Annotated in this window: 17 protein-coding genes and 1 tRNA gene; 10 read left to right on the forward strand and 8 right to left on the reverse strand. The window is 32.4% G+C overall.

Annotated features, from left to right (window positions below; all coding sequences use genetic code 11):
• From ACKOWY_RS06265 to ACKOWY_RS06285, 5 genes are all read right to left on the reverse strand, one after another.
• On the reverse strand, positions 1 to 438 hold a 438-nt coding region (locus ACKOWY_RS06265), incomplete at its 3' end, for a ribonucleotide-diphosphate reductase subunit beta (RefSeq protein WP_408940584.1).
• Positions 439 to 750: 312 nt separating this feature from the next.
• Positions 751 to 990 (reverse strand): hypothetical protein, encoded by a 240-nt coding sequence (locus ACKOWY_RS06270; RefSeq protein WP_408940585.1) that lies wholly within the window; start codon positions 988 to 990, stop codon positions 751 to 753.
• Between the two features lie 294 nt (positions 991 to 1,284).
• Positions 1,285 to 4,686, reverse strand: a complete 3,402-nt coding sequence (locus ACKOWY_RS06275) for a hypothetical protein (protein WP_408940586.1) — start codon at positions 4,684 to 4,686, stop codon at positions 1,285 to 1,287.
• A 61-nt stretch (positions 4,687 to 4,747) separates the two neighbouring features.
• On the reverse strand, positions 4,748 to 6,001 hold the full coding sequence (locus tag ACKOWY_RS06280; protein WP_408940587.1) for an aspartate kinase: 1,254 nt from the start codon (positions 5,999 to 6,001) through the stop codon (positions 4,748 to 4,750).
• Between the two features lie 72 nt (positions 6,002 to 6,073).
• On the reverse strand, positions 6,074 to 6,550 hold the full coding sequence (locus tag ACKOWY_RS06285) for a GNAT family N-acetyltransferase (protein ID WP_408940588.1): 477 nt from the start codon (positions 6,548 to 6,550) through the stop codon (positions 6,074 to 6,076).
• 145 nt (positions 6,551 to 6,695) lie between these two features.
• On the opposite strand from ACKOWY_RS06285, the gene fbp reads away from it, so the two are divergent.
• The 4 genes from fbp (at position 6,696) to ACKOWY_RS06305 (ending at position 10,493) form a co-directional block, all read left to right on the forward strand.
• On the forward strand, positions 6,696 to 7,703 hold the full coding sequence (gene fbp, locus ACKOWY_RS06290; RefSeq protein ID WP_408940589.1) for a class 1 fructose-bisphosphatase: 1,008 nt from the start codon (positions 6,696 to 6,698) through the stop codon (positions 7,701 to 7,703).
• A gap of 92 nt (positions 7,704 to 7,795) precedes the next feature.
• Complete coding sequence (locus tag ACKOWY_RS06295) at positions 7,796 to 8,389, forward strand: HupE/UreJ family protein (protein WP_408940590.1); 594 nt, start codon at positions 7,796 to 7,798, stop codon at positions 8,387 to 8,389.
• 71 nt (positions 8,390 to 8,460) lie between these two features.
• The gene (locus tag ACKOWY_RS06300) at positions 8,461 to 8,889 is read left to right on the forward strand and encodes a deoxycytidylate deaminase (protein ID WP_408940591.1); all 429 of its coding nucleotides are present in this window, start codon (positions 8,461 to 8,463) and stop codon (positions 8,887 to 8,889) included.
• Between the two features lie 29 nt (positions 8,890 to 8,918).
• On the forward strand, positions 8,919 to 10,493 hold the full coding sequence (locus ACKOWY_RS06305; RefSeq protein WP_408940592.1) for a S41 family peptidase: 1,575 nt from the start codon (positions 8,919 to 8,921) through the stop codon (positions 10,491 to 10,493).
• A gap of 1 nt (position 10,494) precedes the next feature.
• On the opposite strand, the gene ACKOWY_RS06310 is transcribed toward ACKOWY_RS06305, so the two are convergent.
• Together ACKOWY_RS06310 and ACKOWY_RS06315 are read right to left on the reverse strand one after the other, a co-directional pair.
• Positions 10,495 to 10,695 (reverse strand): hypothetical protein, encoded by a 201-nt coding sequence (locus ACKOWY_RS06310; protein ID WP_408940593.1) that lies wholly within the window; start codon positions 10,693 to 10,695, stop codon positions 10,495 to 10,497.
• A gap of 37 nt (positions 10,696 to 10,732) precedes the next feature.
• On the reverse strand, positions 10,733 to 11,311 hold the full coding sequence (locus ACKOWY_RS06315) for a MarC family protein (protein WP_408940594.1): 579 nt from the start codon (positions 11,309 to 11,311) through the stop codon (positions 10,733 to 10,735).
• 137 nt (positions 11,312 to 11,448) lie between these two features.
• Between ACKOWY_RS06315 and ACKOWY_RS06320 the strand changes: the two genes are divergently transcribed.
• Positions 11,449 to 12,021 (forward strand): DUF3109 family protein, encoded by a 573-nt coding sequence (locus ACKOWY_RS06320; protein WP_408940595.1) that lies wholly within the window; start codon positions 11,449 to 11,451, stop codon positions 12,019 to 12,021.
• A 62-nt stretch (positions 12,022 to 12,083) separates the two neighbouring features.
• Here ACKOWY_RS06320 and ACKOWY_RS06325 read toward each other — a convergent pair.
• Positions 12,084 to 12,157: transfer RNA gene (locus ACKOWY_RS06325), tRNA-Ala, on the reverse strand.
• Positions 12,158 to 12,303: 146 nt separating this feature from the next.
• Between ACKOWY_RS06325 and ACKOWY_RS06330 the strand changes: the two genes are divergently transcribed.
• The 5 genes from ACKOWY_RS06330 (at position 12,304) to ACKOWY_RS06350 (ending at position 16,901) form a co-directional block, all read left to right on the forward strand.
• Positions 12,304 to 14,106 carry a T9SS type A sorting domain-containing protein gene (locus tag ACKOWY_RS06330; RefSeq protein WP_408940596.1) on the forward strand — a complete coding sequence of 601 codons (1,803 nt, stop codon included), beginning with the start codon at positions 12,304 to 12,306 and terminating at the stop codon, positions 14,104 to 14,106.
• A gap of 56 nt (positions 14,107 to 14,162) precedes the next feature.
• Positions 14,163 to 14,888 carry a T9SS type A sorting domain-containing protein gene (locus tag ACKOWY_RS06335; RefSeq protein WP_408940597.1) on the forward strand — a complete coding sequence of 242 codons (726 nt, stop codon included), beginning with the start codon at positions 14,163 to 14,165 and terminating at the stop codon, positions 14,886 to 14,888.
• A 103-nt stretch (positions 14,889 to 14,991) separates the two neighbouring features.
• Positions 14,992 to 15,948, forward strand: coding sequence for a 2-hydroxyacid dehydrogenase (locus tag ACKOWY_RS06340; protein WP_408940598.1), 957 nt, complete (start codon positions 14,992 to 14,994; stop codon positions 15,946 to 15,948).
• Positions 15,949 to 16,087: 139 nt separating this feature from the next.
• Positions 16,088 to 16,462 carry a DUF805 domain-containing protein gene (locus tag ACKOWY_RS06345; RefSeq protein ID WP_408940599.1) on the forward strand — a complete coding sequence of 125 codons (375 nt, stop codon included), beginning with the start codon at positions 16,088 to 16,090 and terminating at the stop codon, positions 16,460 to 16,462.
• A gap of 100 nt (positions 16,463 to 16,562) precedes the next feature.
• On the forward strand, positions 16,563 to 16,901 hold the full coding sequence (locus ACKOWY_RS06350; protein WP_408940600.1) for a TM2 domain-containing protein: 339 nt from the start codon (positions 16,563 to 16,565) through the stop codon (positions 16,899 to 16,901).
• Positions 16,902 to 16,974: the final 73 nt, after the last annotated feature.

Consider the following 16,974-nt stretch of genomic DNA (forward strand, 5'->3'; position numbering starts at 1 on the left):
AGCCCATTCTGCTTTCTCTTTAATAGCTGGAAACGTTTCTATAGCGTGAAACAATTCATGTTTCTCAGCTTCATCTTTAACATAAGTATCAATCAACAATGAATAGGTTTCACTATGAATGTTTTCCATCATTAATTGAAACCCGTAGAAAAATTTTGCTTCAGGGTATTGCACTTCGCTAACAAAGTTTTCTGCTAAGTTTTCGTTTACAATTCCATCAGAAGCAGCAAAAAAGGCTAAAATATGCTTGATGAAATATTTTTCATCCGCATTTAATTTGGTATTCCAATCGTTAATATCCGAATGCAAATCAATTTCTTCTGCAGTCCAAATACAAGCTTCTTGTTTCTTGTACCATTCCCAAATATCGTGATGCTTAATTGGAAAAATAACAAAGCGATCTTTATTTTCTTTAAGAATAGGTTCGATGAAAGACATAATCTATTTTTTAGGGTTTTTTTAACTATTTTCTACTGTTACAAAGGTTGTCAATTTTAAATAAAAATGAAAGTCAAACTTATTCACAATCGGCTTTAGTTTTTAACAATGCCCAATTATATAGACGTCGCAAAGGATTTTCTGTAAATTATTGTTTAACAGTGGTTTGTGCTATTGTTTAAAAACTAAATTCCATTGTAATAAGGGATTGAAGGGTTTTATATCCATATAGATATCGAAAAAATTCAATAAAAAAATAAACAAAAAAAGTCACGGAATTTTCCGTGACTTTCTAATTAAAAATAAAAAAAATTATTTGGCGGTGTTATTGTCAATATATGTTTTATTTCCGTTTTTATTGATGTAATATTTACCTCCATTTGGTCCCGTAAATACTTTTTGCCCATTGTATTCTCCACTTACTTTATTGGCAGATTTTGTTGCTTTTTCACGAACTTCTTTTTGTGCCGTTGTTGCCTTTGATTTGGCTTCTTTTTTTGTTTCTGAAACTTTATCTTTAACCTTGGCTACTTTTTCCTTTTTTTCTTTCACCACTTTTTCAGTAGTTGCTTTGGCTTTTTTAACCTTTGTTTTGGTTTATTGAGCATAAAATGTGTTAGACAAAACAAAAACTAAACACACTAAAATCAATTTTTTCATAAATATATTTGTTAAAAATTATACTAAAAATTAAGTATTATTTTTTTACTAGAGTTGATTTTTGCAGTGTTTAAAACATTAAATAAATTTCAGAATTTATTCAAACCAAAGATGCCAATTTAAAAAGCAACTAAATCCTATTTTTATAGAAATAGGGTAAAATATTATAAATCAGAATATTAGCCATTAAAAAAAAGCTCTTAATTGAACATTCCCAGTGTGGATGGATTGGCTAGTATCTGATTTTCTTCCTTGATAATTGATATTAAGGTCCAAATATTGAGTAAGGTTTTTCTGTAAAAGTAAGCGCCAAGTTGAATTTTTTCCGGCTTGCAAGCCCTCCAGCATCTGAAAAGCAACGGGCGTTTGTTGATCGCCAATAAATGCATTATTATATAAGGAGTACTCTCCGTTAATTGTTATCTTTTTTTCACCCGAGTAGGTAAAAGCAAGTCCAATTCGTTGCTGGCTCAATCGCTCCATTGAATTTATCGTATTTTCTTTGTTTTTATATTCGTAAACAATGGATAAACTTTTATTGTTTGTAAACAAATAAGAAACTTTAGGGGCAAGGGTATAATTATGCAACTCAAAATTTCTAGACGCATAATTATCCGAAATGCTAGTTGATTTTGATAGTGATGAATCCAAATTAAACAACCATGTTTTATGAATTAAATGGGCATATTGAAGTTGGTTGGATTGCGAGGTGTTTTCTTGAGATCCTATTGAGAGCAAACTTTTCACATGACTATTTAAAAATGTATAAGTGATTGAATGGTCTTGTTTTCCTCTATTAAAAAACAAACTATTTCTAAAATTAGTATTCAATCCCAGTAAGTTATCCAAACTAGTAGAAAATGGGTTCAAATTAAAATTATCTGAATTTCGAAGAATTTTGCGATCCATCGAAAAAGAAGTTTGGTTGTAAAAATGCGACAACACTTTTTTAAATCCTTTTTCATTCATCCACTGCGAAGGAGATAATGTAATGGATTGGGAGAATTTATTTTGATGTGTTTTTACAAATATTTGATTGGGTAAAAACACCCGAATGTACTTCGCCTGATCTGGAAACGGAGCCACCTCAAACTCTTGTAACTCCTGAATTCCGTTACCATTATAATCATTCCACATATAAACTCCCTGCCCAGGGTTAACTTGTAAATAGGTGAATTCTTGCTGAGCAATGGTTCCCGAAGCCGTTTCATAGGCCGAAGTAACCTGAATTTTTTGTTGAAAATAGGAATCGTTGTATAAAATTCTAGAATTCAATGAAGGCTCAAACGGCTTTAAAGGGTCGTTAAAATTTAAGCGTCTGTAATTCACAAATGCAGATAAATTGGTTCTCTGATTTTGAATTAATTTGGATTTAATATAATAGGAGTCGGAGGTATTTACGCGTTTTAAAAAACCATTTTGCACACTGTCGTTTACGCGGTGCAAATAACCTACTTCTGCATATACTTTTAAACTATCACCCCGACCAATAAACCCGCCAAACTCAGAATATTTCTGACTCAATGCAGATAAATTATTGGTGGAAACCAATTTTTCTTGGTTGTCTTCAGCTCTAAAACTTCCGCCAATCCAGTTTTTTTGAAAATGATATTTTGCTATGGTTTGATTTCGTGCAAAAGTAGAATTAGAAATCGTGCCCGAACTTTTTAAATAACTCCCTTTTTGAGAAACCACAAAATTCTTGTCTTTAACATTCGCCTGAATTACATTTCGTGTCCCCGAAAAACTATCGGCAAAATCTAATTTTTCCAATTGATATTTCACAAATCCGTTATCTTTTAAATCAAAATTTAATCCCGAAACCAACAAACTTTGGTTACCCGATGGATTTACAATATTCCAATCGCGATTGAATTCTATTGTAAATAAGCGCTCAATGGTTTTAAAGTTACTTTGAATTAATTGATAATTTGCAAAAGCATCAATTAGAAATTTCCCCGAATACAAGCGTTGCTTGGCATTAAATTTACTTGCAATTCCTTGATTATTGGAATCATCTAGATTGGAGTATAAATTCAAATCATTATTACTAAACCCTAGTTCAAAGTCGAAGCTGGTTTTTTCAGAAGGATTGAATTTACCTAAAAAAGTAGCAATCTGAAGTTTCGTTGGCGCTACTAATTTAATAACGGGTTCATAATTCCCTTGTGGAACTCCTCCAATAGGAGCTATATATTCATAAATTTTACCAATGGCAGCACTGCTAGAAAGGATGTAATTTCCTTGATTGTTTCCTACTAAAGTAAATTTTACATTGTATAAAACATCGGTGGAAACATTTGAATATTTAAAAATTTCTATCCCTCCCAAATTGACTTTTTTATAAAGTATTTTATTTTCCGAATAGCTGTCTAAATATGCCGAAGGCGCAACCATCAAGGCAGGATCATCCCCAGCATTTATTAAATTATTGACTTGATCAGAAGTTAAATTTTGTTGCAATGGTTGGTTTTTCACATCATTTTCTGAATATAAAAACCCGCCAACACTCCATTTTTCTTCTTCATGCGTTGCCCCAGCATAAGTGACAAATCGAGTAAAATTTCTTTCTGAATATTGGTATTCAATCACAATTCGCATTTCGGAAGTGATTGGAAAAAGAGAAGTAAACCTAATTTCCCCCGCATTATAATCAATCACATAATCATTGTTTTCACCTCTTTTTAATAAAATACCATTTACGTACACCCGTTCTGATCCAGATATTACCAAAACATACAATTCACCATTGTTGCCTTTAAGTTTATAAGGCCCCTGATTTCCCTCTTTCCCGGTGAAACTGCTTTTAGCATATTGCCCTCTTACAAGTGCTGCCGAAGCAAAAATATCGGTTTTACTTTCGGGGGTTCCAAGTGTGAAATGGGTATATAGTCCTTGTACTTTTTTATTGAAATTCAAGAATTTCGACTGTCTGTTTTCAAGAAATAAATCTCCGGCACGAATGTTCCATTTATCAGAATACAATTCGATAAATATTTGATCAAATTCATCTAATTTCTGCGAATAACCGCCACTTTGTAACGGGATATTGGTGTCTTGAATTGAAGCCCTAATGGAAACTTTATTAGAGATACGGCCGGTTATTTGTAAATCGAGATTGGAATTAAGAGTTGAATTTTGGTTGTTACCAACGGTAATTCCTCTGGTAATGCTCCCAGATGTATTTAGCCCGTCAAAAGGCTTGAAGGGCTTTATATTATCTCTTTTTATTGCATATAAATTCCCAGCTTCATTTGATACTATACGGGCATCATCATAAATAGAATAAGACTTGGTAAGGAATTCAGGGAATTTTAAATACCGAATTGTAAGCGAATCTTGAGCAGCAAAATTATCCTTAAAAATTAGTTTGGCTTTTTGAAAATCCATTTTATAAAATGTGGTGTCAACAAGATTTCCTTGTTTATCCATAATTTTAAAAAAGGATTGATTGATGCTCACCTTATCTATGGTGATGGTGTCTTTGGTGAAAGCAATTTTTTTGTTTTTGTAGGGCGTTTCAATCTCCTGAGCCAAAATGCCCGAAAAAGAGAATAGTAGAATCCATAAAAAACTATTTTTTAACATAAATAAGATAACTCCTAAATGTCAAAAGTAGTATTTATTATTCGAAAAATTAGTTAGGAATTTATTCCTTCGTAACCACTTGCATGGTTTCTCTTGAAATTTGTTTCAATAGCACTACTTTGTCTTTTTCAACCATCTCGGCAGCCTCTTTGGTGAAGTGGCGAATGGTGTACAAGGATACATTTTCGTTATATGAAACATTGAATTTTTTTGCAAGAATTGCTCTTAATTCATGGAAATTACCAAATTTATCTTCCATACAAACCGAAAAACTAATCGCAGAGTTTTGAATTAAACTCACTTTCATTTTGTATTGGTGAAATAAAGCAAAAATCTCGCTGATGTTTTCCTCCATAATAAATGAAAAATCTATGGACGATAATGAAAGTAATAACTGATTTTTCTTAACAATAAAACATGAAGTTTTTGGCTCTAAATCTTCGCCTTTAGAAACACTTGTCCCTGGAAGTAAAGGGTTTATAAATGATTTTACATACAACGGAATTTCTTTTTTCTGAAGAGGTTGTAATGTTTTTGGGTGAATTACAGAAGCCCCATAAAAGGCCAACTCAATAGCTTCTTTGTAGGAAATTTGATTCAACAAAACGGCATTTTCAAAATACCTTGGATCGGCATTCATAACCCCTGGAACATCTTTCCAAATGGTTACACTTTCTGCACTTAAGCAATAAGCAAAAATTGCAGCCGTATAATCTGATCCTTCACGACCTAAAGTGGTAGTAAAATTATTTGGATCCGAACCTATAAATCCTTGTGTGATATTTATGGTTTTAGATTTTATTCCTTTTGAAATTAATTTTTTTGTTTGTTCCCAATCTACATTGGCATCTCGATAATTGGTGTCGGTTTTAATAAAATTTCTAACATCAATCCAATTGTTTTTAAGTCCTTTTTCATTTAGATAATAACTTACAATGGTTGTAGAAACAATTTCTCCATAACTTATTACTTGGTCGTAAACGAAATTATAGTTGGGTGATTTATTACTTCTTAAAAAATATTCTAAATCGGCTAAGTGGCTATTAACGGTAAAAAATACTTCGTGTTCTTCGTCTTCAAATAAATCCAATAAAATTTGGTTATGGTATTTGCGAACATCTTGAAGCGACGCATTGAATGCACTTGATTTTTCGAAGTAATTTTTAATCACCACTTCAAGAGCATTGGTAGTTTTTCCCATTGCCGAAATTACCAAGAGCACCTCATCGGCACCTACTGTATTTAATAAATTGAAAACGTTTTTTATTCCTTCTGCATCTTTTACGGAAGCTCCTCCAAATTTAAAAACTCTCATATTTTTATAAATTCCAATTGTTAAATTTCAAATTCTAAATATTCTCCAAAGCTATTAAAAACAAATTAATTGTTACGAATTGGAGTTTAAAAATGCATCTATTACCTGTTCATCCATTTGAACCAATCGCCATTCGGGTAATACCTTGGCACCCGTTTTTTCATAAAAATCGATGGCATTTTGATTCCAATCTAAAACCGACCATTCCAATCTTCTCACGCCATCTTTTTTACCTTGTTTGATAATTTCTTTGTAGAGTGCCATCCCGGCGCCAATTCCGCGGTGTTTTTCTTGAACAATTAAATCTTCAAGGTGGATGGTTTTACCTTTCCAGGTTGAATAACGATAATAATAGAGTGCTATTCCAATTATTTGTTCTTTTAATTCAGCAACAAAACAGTGAAATAAGGGGTTTTCAGAGAATCCATCTCGAACTAAATCATCAACAGTTACCACAACGGCATCGGGCTCTTTTTCAAAGACTGCCAATTCTTTAATTAAAGATAAAACAGCAGGCATATCTGAGGGAGTTCCTTTTCTAATTTTCATACGTAAATGAAGGTGTTATTATTGATTTTGAAATCAAACAAAAGTAAATTTAATTTTCTTAAAAACTATTATATATAGGAGCATTTCTTATGATTTTTTTAAATAAAAAACTACATTTGTAGTCTAACTACCACTACTTTGCAAAATGGAAAACAAGAACACTACTTTAGGAGAGTTTATCATTGAAAATCAAAATGCATTTCAATATTCTTCAGGAGAATTATCACGCATTATCAACTCCATTCGATTGGCTGCCAAGGTCGTTAATTACAAAGTAAACAAAGCGGGTTTGGTTGATATTATTGGTGCTGTTGGAGAACAAAATATTCAGGGGGAAGACCAACAAAAATTGGATGTTTATGCTAACGAAATATTTATTCAGACTTTAATAAATAGGGAGATTGTTTGCGGAATTGCTTCGGAAGAAAATGATGAATTTATTACGGTAGAAGGAAGTGACAAAGGGCACAATAATAAATATGTTGTTTTGATGGATCCGTTGGATGGATCTTCCAATATTGATGTGAATGTTTCGGTAGGAACGATTTTTTCGGTATTTAGAAGAGTTACTCCTGTTGGAACTCCTGTTAAATCGGAAGATTTTTTACAAAAAGGAATTAATCAAGTGGCTGCAGGCTATGTTATTTATGGAACTTCTACAATGCTTGTTTACACTACAGGACATGGAGTTAATGGTTTTACTTTAAATCCAGCAATAGGAACTTTTTATTTGTCTCACCCAAATATGCAATTTTCTAAAGAGGGCTCTATTTATTCTATTAATGAAGGGAACTATGTTCACTTTCCGCAGGGAGTGAAAAATTACATTAAATATTGCCAGACAGAGGAAGGTGATCGACCTTATACCTCTAGATATATTGGTAGTTTAGTTTCTGATATTCACAGAAACATAATTAAAGGAGGAATTTATATTTATCCTACCAGTTCAAAAGCTCCAAATGGGAAACTTCGATTATTGTATGAAGCCAATCCTATGGCATTTATTGCCGAACAAGCTGGAGGAAAAGCAAGTGATGGTTATCAAAGAATCTTAGAAATTCAACCAACCGAACTTCACCAAAGAGTGCCATTTTTTTGCGGAAGCTACAATATGGTAGAAAAGGCAGAAGAATTTATGAAAGATAGTAAATAGTAAAATCCCGAGAGACTTCTCGGGATTTTATTTTTAAATGATTTCAAAATATTTTGTATGTTTACGATAGTTAATAACTAAATAATTTTAAAATGGATGAATTTTTAGTTTATTTAAAAGTTGGATTGGAGCATGTGTTGAATATTCGTGCTTACGATCATCTGTTGTTTTTGATTGTGCTAACCGTGCCTTATGTTGCAAAAGAATGGAAAAGGCTAGTAATATTGGTTTCTTGCTTTACACTTGGGCACACGATTTCATTGTTGTTATCGGTTTTTAATATTATTATGGTGAAAAGTAGTTGGGTTGAATTATTAATTCCGGTAACTATTTTTATTACCGCTTTGACAAATATTGTTTTGGCCGGAAAATCCTCCAAAAATGATACAATTACTTTCATTGGAGGGGTTACCGTGTTTTTTGGAATCATCCATGGACTTGGTTTTTCAAATTATTTTAACACCTTATTACCCGGAAAACCAATTGAAAAATTGGCACCTCTATTAGAGTTTGCTTTAGGGATAGAATTGGCTCAAATAGCAGTGATTATTTTAGTTTTATTGATGGCATTTATTGCGCAAACACTCCTTCGATTTAATAAAAGAGATTTTAATTTAATTATGTCAAGTTTTGTTTTGGGAGTTGTAGTGCCCTTAATTATAGAAAATCCAATTTGGAAGAAATAAATTGTATTAAATACCCTTGGGTTAGTATATTTGTAAACCCAATTAACAAACTTAGCGCCTGTAGCTAAATCATGAAAGAAAAAAAGCAAAATAAATACGATAAGGCTTACCTAAGAATTGCTGCCGAATGGAGCAAACTTTCCTATTGCAAAAGAAAGCAAGTAGGTGCCATCATTGTTCGCGACAAAATGATTATTTCTGATGGATATAACGGAACCCCATCTGGATTTGAAAACTGTTGTGAAGATGAAGAAGGATTTACGCAATGGTATGTGCTCCATGCAGAAGCCAACGCCATTTTGAAAGTAGCTCGATCTACTCAAACTTGTGATAATGCTACATTATATATTACCCTTTCACCTTGCAAAGAGTGCAGTAAATTAATTCATCAATCGGGGATAAAAAGGGTGGTTTACAAAGAAGGTTACAAAGATACTTCAGGATTGGATTTTTTGGTTAAAGCCGGAATTGAAGTTGCTCAAATAGAGGATTTAGAATAACATTTGCCCTATCTACTATTACATTATAAATGAAAATAGAAAAAACCTATTTACCTATTTTGTTGTTCTCCTGCATTGCCTTGGGGATTGTAATAGATGAACTTTTAAATTATCATGCTCCTGTAGCAACATTCGGTAAAAAATACTCCAAAACCAAACTCAACACCCTTCTTGATTTTATAGATAAAGAATATGTAGATGAAGTTCAAACCGATTCTATTGTAGATTTAACGCTAACCGGAATTTTAGCCCATCTTGATCCACATTCGGTATATGTGCCAAAAAGTGAGCAAGCTTCTTTAGCTGAAAACATGAAGGGAGACTTTGTAGGAATAGGGGTTAATTTTTACTCCTATAAAGATTCTATTGCCGTAATAAAACCTATTGAAAATGGTCCTGCAGCAAAGGCGGGAATTAAAGGAGGAGATCGGATATTATATGCTGATAACTTTCAGCTTTTTGGAAAAAATCTAAAAAATGAAATTTTATACAGTAAATTAAAAGGCGAAAAAGATTCGGAAGTAACGCTAACGGTTTATAGAAAATCGGAAAACAAAAAACTAAAAGTTACAGTAAAACGCGATGTTATTCCGATAAAAAGTGTTGATGCTGCTGTATTATTAAATCCTTCTACAGGTTATATAAAAATCAATCGATTTGCCGAATCTACAGGTAAAGAATTTCATACTGCCTTAATGAAATTAAAGAAAAATGGTATTAATTCATTGGTAATTGATTTGCGTGAAAACGGCGGTGGATTCATGGAAATGGCCGTTCAGGTAGCCGATGAATTGCTAAAAGACAAGGAGTTAATTGTATTCACAAAAAACAAAAAAGGAAAAATAGAAAAAACCTTTGCCACCGAAAATGGCAACTTCGAAACGGGAAAAGTTTCAGTATTAATTAATGAAAATTCAGCTTCGGCAAGCGAAATATTGGCAGGTGCAATTCAAGATAATGATCGAGGAATGCTCTACGGAAGAAGGTCATTTGGAAAAGGATTGGTGCAACGCGAATTAAACTTTGAAGATGGCTCTGCTGTTCGATTAACCATTGCAAGATATTACACCCCATGTGGTCGTTCTATTCAAAAATATTACAAAAAAGGAGATAGCGATTCGTATTACAGAGAATCTGAAAATCGATATGAAAGTGGCGAATTATATGATAAAGGGAAAATAAAAATTCCTGATTCCTTAAAATTTAAAACAAAAAAAGGGCGTTTTGTATACGGAGGTGGCGGCATTGTGCCTGATGTTTTCGTGCCTTTGGAAGTTTCTAAGGGAAATGAAACCTTAGATTATATTTTGCAAACTGGCGTAGTTGGCCATTTTGTTTTTGAACAATTAGATCATTATCCAAATAGTTTTAAAGGAGATTCATTTCAGGAATTTCAAACAAAAATTAAAACGAATCCGTATTACCTAAAACAATTTCAAAAATACTTGTCACACGAAGGAATTGATGTTGAGATTTCGGGAAACTCAGAATTAGTTCAGCGATACATCACCGCAGAATTTGCCCGACAATTATTTGGAGAAAATTACTATTACCAAGTACTCTTAAAAGAAGATGCTATGGTAAAAGCAGTGTTAAAAAAATAACTTATTGATTTTTAAGTTTATCGTCTATTTTCTTTGACAACTTAAATATTAGTAAAATAAAAATAGCGCAAAAAGAAGCCACAACTCCAATTAAAGCGATACTACTGTTGCCTTCAAAAGGCTTATTAAAATCTATCATGGTTAAATTAAAAATAACCAAGCCAACAGCAATTAGAATCAGTATTGAGGTAAAAATTTTCATAACATTATTTTAAAGTGTAAAAATAATAAAAAAGCAATTAATGGAATAATCCTTTAACATTAGCAGCAAATAATATAACAGCAATTGCCAAAAGTACCACTCCAAAAGTTTTTCTAATTACTCCCAAGCCATTTTTACCCAACATTTTTTCAATTTTTGCAGAAGATTTTAAAACAATAAAAACCAAAATAATATTCAATAGTATTGCAATTAAAATATTGATTGTTTGAAACTGAGATTTTAAAGAAAGTAAAGTTGTCATGGTTCCTGCGCCGGCAATTAAAGGGAAAGCCAAAGGTACAATCGATGCAGAACTGGCTTCTTCCTCTTTATAGAGACGAATTCCAAGAATCATTTCAATTGCAAGAAAAAATAATACAAAAGACCCTGCTACCGCAAAAGAGTGAACGTCTATACCAATAAGATTTAGCAATTCTTCCCCGGCAAATAAAAAGGTGATCATAATAATTCCTGCTGCTAGAGAAGCCTTTTCAGATTCTATATGGCCGTATTTTTGTCTTAAATCTACCACAATTGGAACGGTTCCAACAATATCAATTACTGCAAAAAGCACCATGCTTATGGTTGCAATTTCTTTAAAATCAAATCCTAACATACTTGTAAGTTTTATGCAGCAAAATTACGCCTTTACAATTAGTAAGCAACTAATGACTCTATTAATTTTAGAATAAATTGAAGTTATAAAAACATAAAAAACCTTTGTACCTTTGGCCAAATAAAAAAGAATCCCTTATGTTTCAATTAGGAAAAACCATTGTTTCGGAAGATATTTTAGAAAAAGATTTTGTTTGTAATCTATCAGCTTGTCATGGTGCATGTTGTGTAGATGGTGATGCAGGAGCTCCTTTGAGTTTGGAAGAAACAAAAATAATGGAAGAAATATATCCAAGTGTAAAACCTTTTCTGCGAAAAGAAGGCATAGAAGCCATCGAAAAATTAGGGACATGGGTAACAGGAACCGAACAAGACTTAGAAACACCACTTATTGATAATAAAGACTGCGCTTATGTAATTTTTGATGGAAAAACAGCACTTTGTGGTATTGAGCAAGCTTATAATCAAGGGGTTATTTCTTGGAAAAAACCCGTTTCTTGTCATTTGTATCCGATTCGGGTTAAAGATTTTAGCGAATTTTCTGCAGTAAATTACGACCGTTGGGACATCTGTGATGATGCCTGCAGTTTAGGAAAAGAACTACAAATACCAATTTATAAATTTGTAAAAGAAGCCTTAATTAGAAAATTTGGAGCCGACTGGTATATGGAGTTAGAAAAAGTAGCTGAAGAGCTGAAAAACGAGAAGTAACGGTTGACTTTACTTTAATACAAAAGCCTTAAGCTATAATTACAAGCTTAAGGCTTTTTTTGTGGAGAATACCGGAGTCGAACCGGTTACCTCTTGCCTGCCAGGCAAGCGCTCTAGCCAAATGAGCTAATCCCCCATTTTTAGCAAATATATTTATTTATGTTAGTTTTATTTGATTATTGATAATAATTTTTAAATAATTACAGACAAATATTGAAATTATTTGCCTATAATTGCATTATGAATGAATAACTTACAAAATTAATCAATAAAAAAAACTCTATGAAAAAAATTACTTTATTATTTTTATTCTTTATCACTTTAGTAGGTAACGCTCAAATAGTTGCTACTCAAAATTTTGATACATCTTTAGGATGGTCTTCAACTACTGTTACAAGTGATGCTGGAACTACCATTAGTGCATGGTCTAGAAGAACTACAGGTGGAGCACCTGCTTGTACACCATTCGCTGGAGCTGGAATGGCTCGTTTTAATGCTTATAACATACCTTCGGGTAGTACTGGAAGATTAACTTCTACTGCTATTACTTTTTCTGGAGCTAGTTATAGAGTTAATTTTAAAATGTACAGAGATTCTGGATATTCAACAGATGCAGACAACATTAAAGTGTATTACAATACATCAACTGCTGCGGGTGGTACTTTATTAGGAACAGTGAATAGATCTAAAGATTTAGCTCCAATTGTTTCTGCAGACGGTTGGTATTCGTATTCTTTTAATATTCCAGGAACTTTAACAGGTACCGGATATATTAATATTTTAGGTACTTCTGCATATGGAAACAATATTTTTATTGATGAAATAGTTGTAGATCAAATTCCTGCAAATGATGCTCAAATGAGTGAATTAAGTGTAAATTCAATTATTCCTAGCGGGATGACTTCAATAACAGGAACAATTAAAAATAATGGATTAACTACCCTAAACTCTATTGATGTTAAATGGCAAGTTGATGCCGGTACTACTTATACTCAATCATTTTCGGGATTGAACTTAGCTGCAGGTCAAACTTATATTTTTACTCACAATGACCAATGGAATGCAACTCCTGGATTATATTCTGTAAAAGCATGGGTTTCAAATATTAATGGCGGAAGCGTAGATGCAGATGCAACTAATGATATGATTACAAAATCAGTTTCTGTTGCAAGTGGTTCAACTACAAGATTCCCTTTGTATGAAAAATTCTCAAGTGCTACTTGTTCTCCATGTGCGAGTTTTAATGGTACCTATTTCAATCCATTTTTATCAAGTCATCCAGGTGAATTCTCTTTAATTTGTTATCAAGTAAACTGGCCAGGATCTGGAGATCCTTATTACACTGCAGAAGTAGGGTCAAGAGTTTCTTACTATGGTGTTACAGGAGCGCCAACATTATACGTTGATTCTAAAGACGGTACAAACTGGAGCGCCTCTTTATTGGAAAGCGATTTAACAAGTGCGCTTGCTAAGCCCGCCTATTTTTCTATTGATGCTACAAAATCTTTGGTTGGAAACGACATGACTGTTCAAGTAAATACAACACCTTATTTAACAGGAAACTTTATTTTATATGTTGCTGTAGTTGAAAAATTAACAACAGGAAATATTGCATCTAATGGAGAAACTGAATTCCATAATGTAATGATGAAAATGATGCCAGACGCAAGTGGTACAGCTGTTAACTTTACTCATGATGTTCTTTCATCAAATAATTTACAAACAACTTTAACTGGATTGAATATTGAAGAAATGACTGATTTGGATGTTATTGTTTTCATTCAAGATCCAGCAACAAAAGCAATCATGCAATCTAAAGTTGCTACAGAAGCTTTATCAACAAATAGTTTTGCAAACTCATCTAAATTAAAATTATATCCTAATCCATCAAATGGTATTGTTAAAATAAATACCGAATCTCCTGTTGATGTGGTGGTTATGGATATTACCGGAAAAGTAGTTTACACTATGAATCAAGTTACTAATGAAACGCAAATGAATTTATCTTCTTTACAAAAAGGAATTTATATGGCTAAAGTAATTAGTGAAGGTTCTGAAGAAACACAAAAAATAATTTTAAAATAATCTTATAAATACAGGAAGTTGGCCCAGGTCAACTTCCTGTTAATTATCAATTAAATATGAAAAAAATAGTACTTTTAATACTACTTTTTATTACAGCTTTAGGGAATTCTCAGATATCTTTATCTAGACACGATTTAACACCATTAGCAGATGGTCAAATTGTTGCTTTCAGTACAATTGCTTTCCCAGCAGCAGAATTGGATTTTTATGTAAAAAACAATTCAACTACCGCTTCAACCAATGTAAAAATTGTTTGTACTACATTAGTTAATAATGATGGATCTGGTTTTGAATTATGTTTTGGACCAGATTGTATTTCTTCTGTTTCAGAAGGTTCAACTTATCCGGTTAATCAACCTTATGTAACTTTAGGGCCAGGACAATCAAGCGGAAATGAAGGTCATTTCTTAAACACTCTTGTAGGTTCGGGCGTTTATCCAAAAGATTATTCTTTTAGATTTTATCAAGTTGGAAATCTTTCAGGGAACACTATTGACATTACCTATAGATTTGATCCGAGCTTGACTTCAGACGAAATTAACCAATTAGAAACTTCAGGAGTAATTATTAAGTCATCCCTTGTTGATTCACAATTGGAATTGGATGTATTAAAAGCAACCTCTATGGAGATTTTTGATTTGAATGGAAAACAAGTACTTTCAAATAAATTAGAATACGGAATTCATGCCGTTGATATTTCTAGTTTTGCTTCAGGAGTTTACTTGGTAAACTTTGTTAATGAAAAAGGAACCACTTCATCTAAGAAGATAATAAAAAAATAAAATAAATTACACTTATAAAAAGTTCGCTTCTAGCGGACTTTTTTGTTTTACAATAAATTCAAACATATCTTAAAATTAAGTATTTTTATGCTTTCTAAATATTATGAGTCTTTCATCTATAAAAATATTACATTTAGACAGCAACCATCCTTTATTGTGGAAACAATTGGAAGCTGCTGGATTTCATAATGAAGAAGATTTCACTTCATCTAAAGAAGAAATAGAAGACAAAATTCAAAACTACCACGGAATTGTAATTCGCAGTCGGTTTAAAATTGATTCCGCTTTTATTGATAAAGCAACCCAATTACAATTTATTGCTCGTGTGGGAGCCGGACTAGAAAGCATTGATTGTGACTATGCAACCTCCAAAGGCATTCATTTGATTGCTGCTCCCGAAGGAAATAAAAATGCTGTAGGGGAACATGCTCTTGGCATGTTACTTTCATTAATGAACAAACTCAATCGTGCCGACAGAATGGTGCGAGAAGGCAAATGGATTCGGGAAGGAAACCGAGGTTTTGAATTAGAAAACAAAACCGTAGGGATTATTGGTTATGGAAATATGGGTAAATCTTTTGCAAAAAAATTACAAGGTTTTGATGTGAACGTTTTGTGTTATGACATTCAAGAAAATGTAGGCAATCAATATGCAACTCAAGTAAGTCTTGAAAAGCTACAATCAGAAGCCGATGTGCTGAGTTTGCACATTCCATGGACTCCCGAAACCGATTGCATGGTGAATACTATGTTTATTAATTCTTTTACAAAGCCATTTTGGTTCATAAATACTTCACGAGGTAAAAATGTGGTCACTGCCGATGTAGTAGAGGCGCTAAAAACCGGAAAAATACTTGGAGCAGCCTTAGATGTGTTAGAATATGAGAAATTGTCTTTTGAAAATTTATTTATAGAAGCCGAAAAACCAGATGCCTTAAGCTATTTATTGGAAGCAGAAAATGTATTACTTACCCCCCACATTGCAGGCTGGACCCATGAAAGCCACGAAAAATTAGCACAAACTATTGTGAATAAAATAATATCATATTATAAAATTTAATAATATTATAATTATTAATTAATGCTATTTCGAAATTTCTATTTTTTTAACATATATTAATTATTTTATTATATTTGATTAAGAAAAATAGGAGTAACCGAAAATCCTTAAAGAGTAGGGCTAACCAAATTTATAAACTATGATTAATTGGTACAAAAAAGTTGTTTTTGAAAATTATGCTAATTTTAGCGGTAGAGCAAGAAGATCAGAATACTGGTATTTCGCACTAATGAATTTAATTGTATTAGCTGTAGCAGCAGTTTTAGACAACGTGCTTGGGTTAACCTTTGGCATATTGCCTTATGGCTATTTATATTTATTCTGTGCTTTGGCAGTTTTCATCCCTGGATTAGCAGTTGCAGTAAGAAGATTACATGATGTTGGTAAAAGCGGATGGTTTTACTTTATTGTACTTATCCCATTAGCTGGTGCAATATGGTTATTAGTGTTGTTTTGCACCGAAGGAGAACCAACAGAAAATAAATATGGTGCCAACCCTAAGGCATTAGAATAATAATTAAAAAGCACTTTTATAGTGCTTTTTTTATTTCATACTTGAATTTCAAATAATTTTTCTATTTTAGTGATCTAAATCAAATAAAACAAACAAAATTATGGACGCACAAAAAGTAGATATGTTTATGATGATGAATTCAAAATATTTTGAAAGCTATCATCTAAATGCTGTTAGAGAAAAATTATTAAGTTTAGATGATTCAAAATCATCAATCGTTCACAGTCTTCAATTTAAAGAACCAACTACAGCTCTTATTATTTCAATTTTTGGAGGAGCATATGGTATTGATCGTTTCTACATAGGAGATACCGGAATGGGTGTAGGAAAGCTATTAACTTGTGGTGGTCTTGGAATATGGGCAATCATTGATTGGTTTATGATTCAAGGCGCTACTCGTGAAAAAAATATGCAAATGTTTCACAATGCATTATATTAATTAATGTCTAAAAACAGGTTATATCTAATACTAATTATAGCTTGTTTTACAGGTTTTAGTTATCTTTTTTATA

It is taken from the genome of Flavobacterium sp., from assembly GCF_046073885.1.
Classification (GTDB): Bacteria; Bacteroidota; Bacteroidia; order Flavobacteriales; family Flavobacteriaceae; genus Flavobacterium.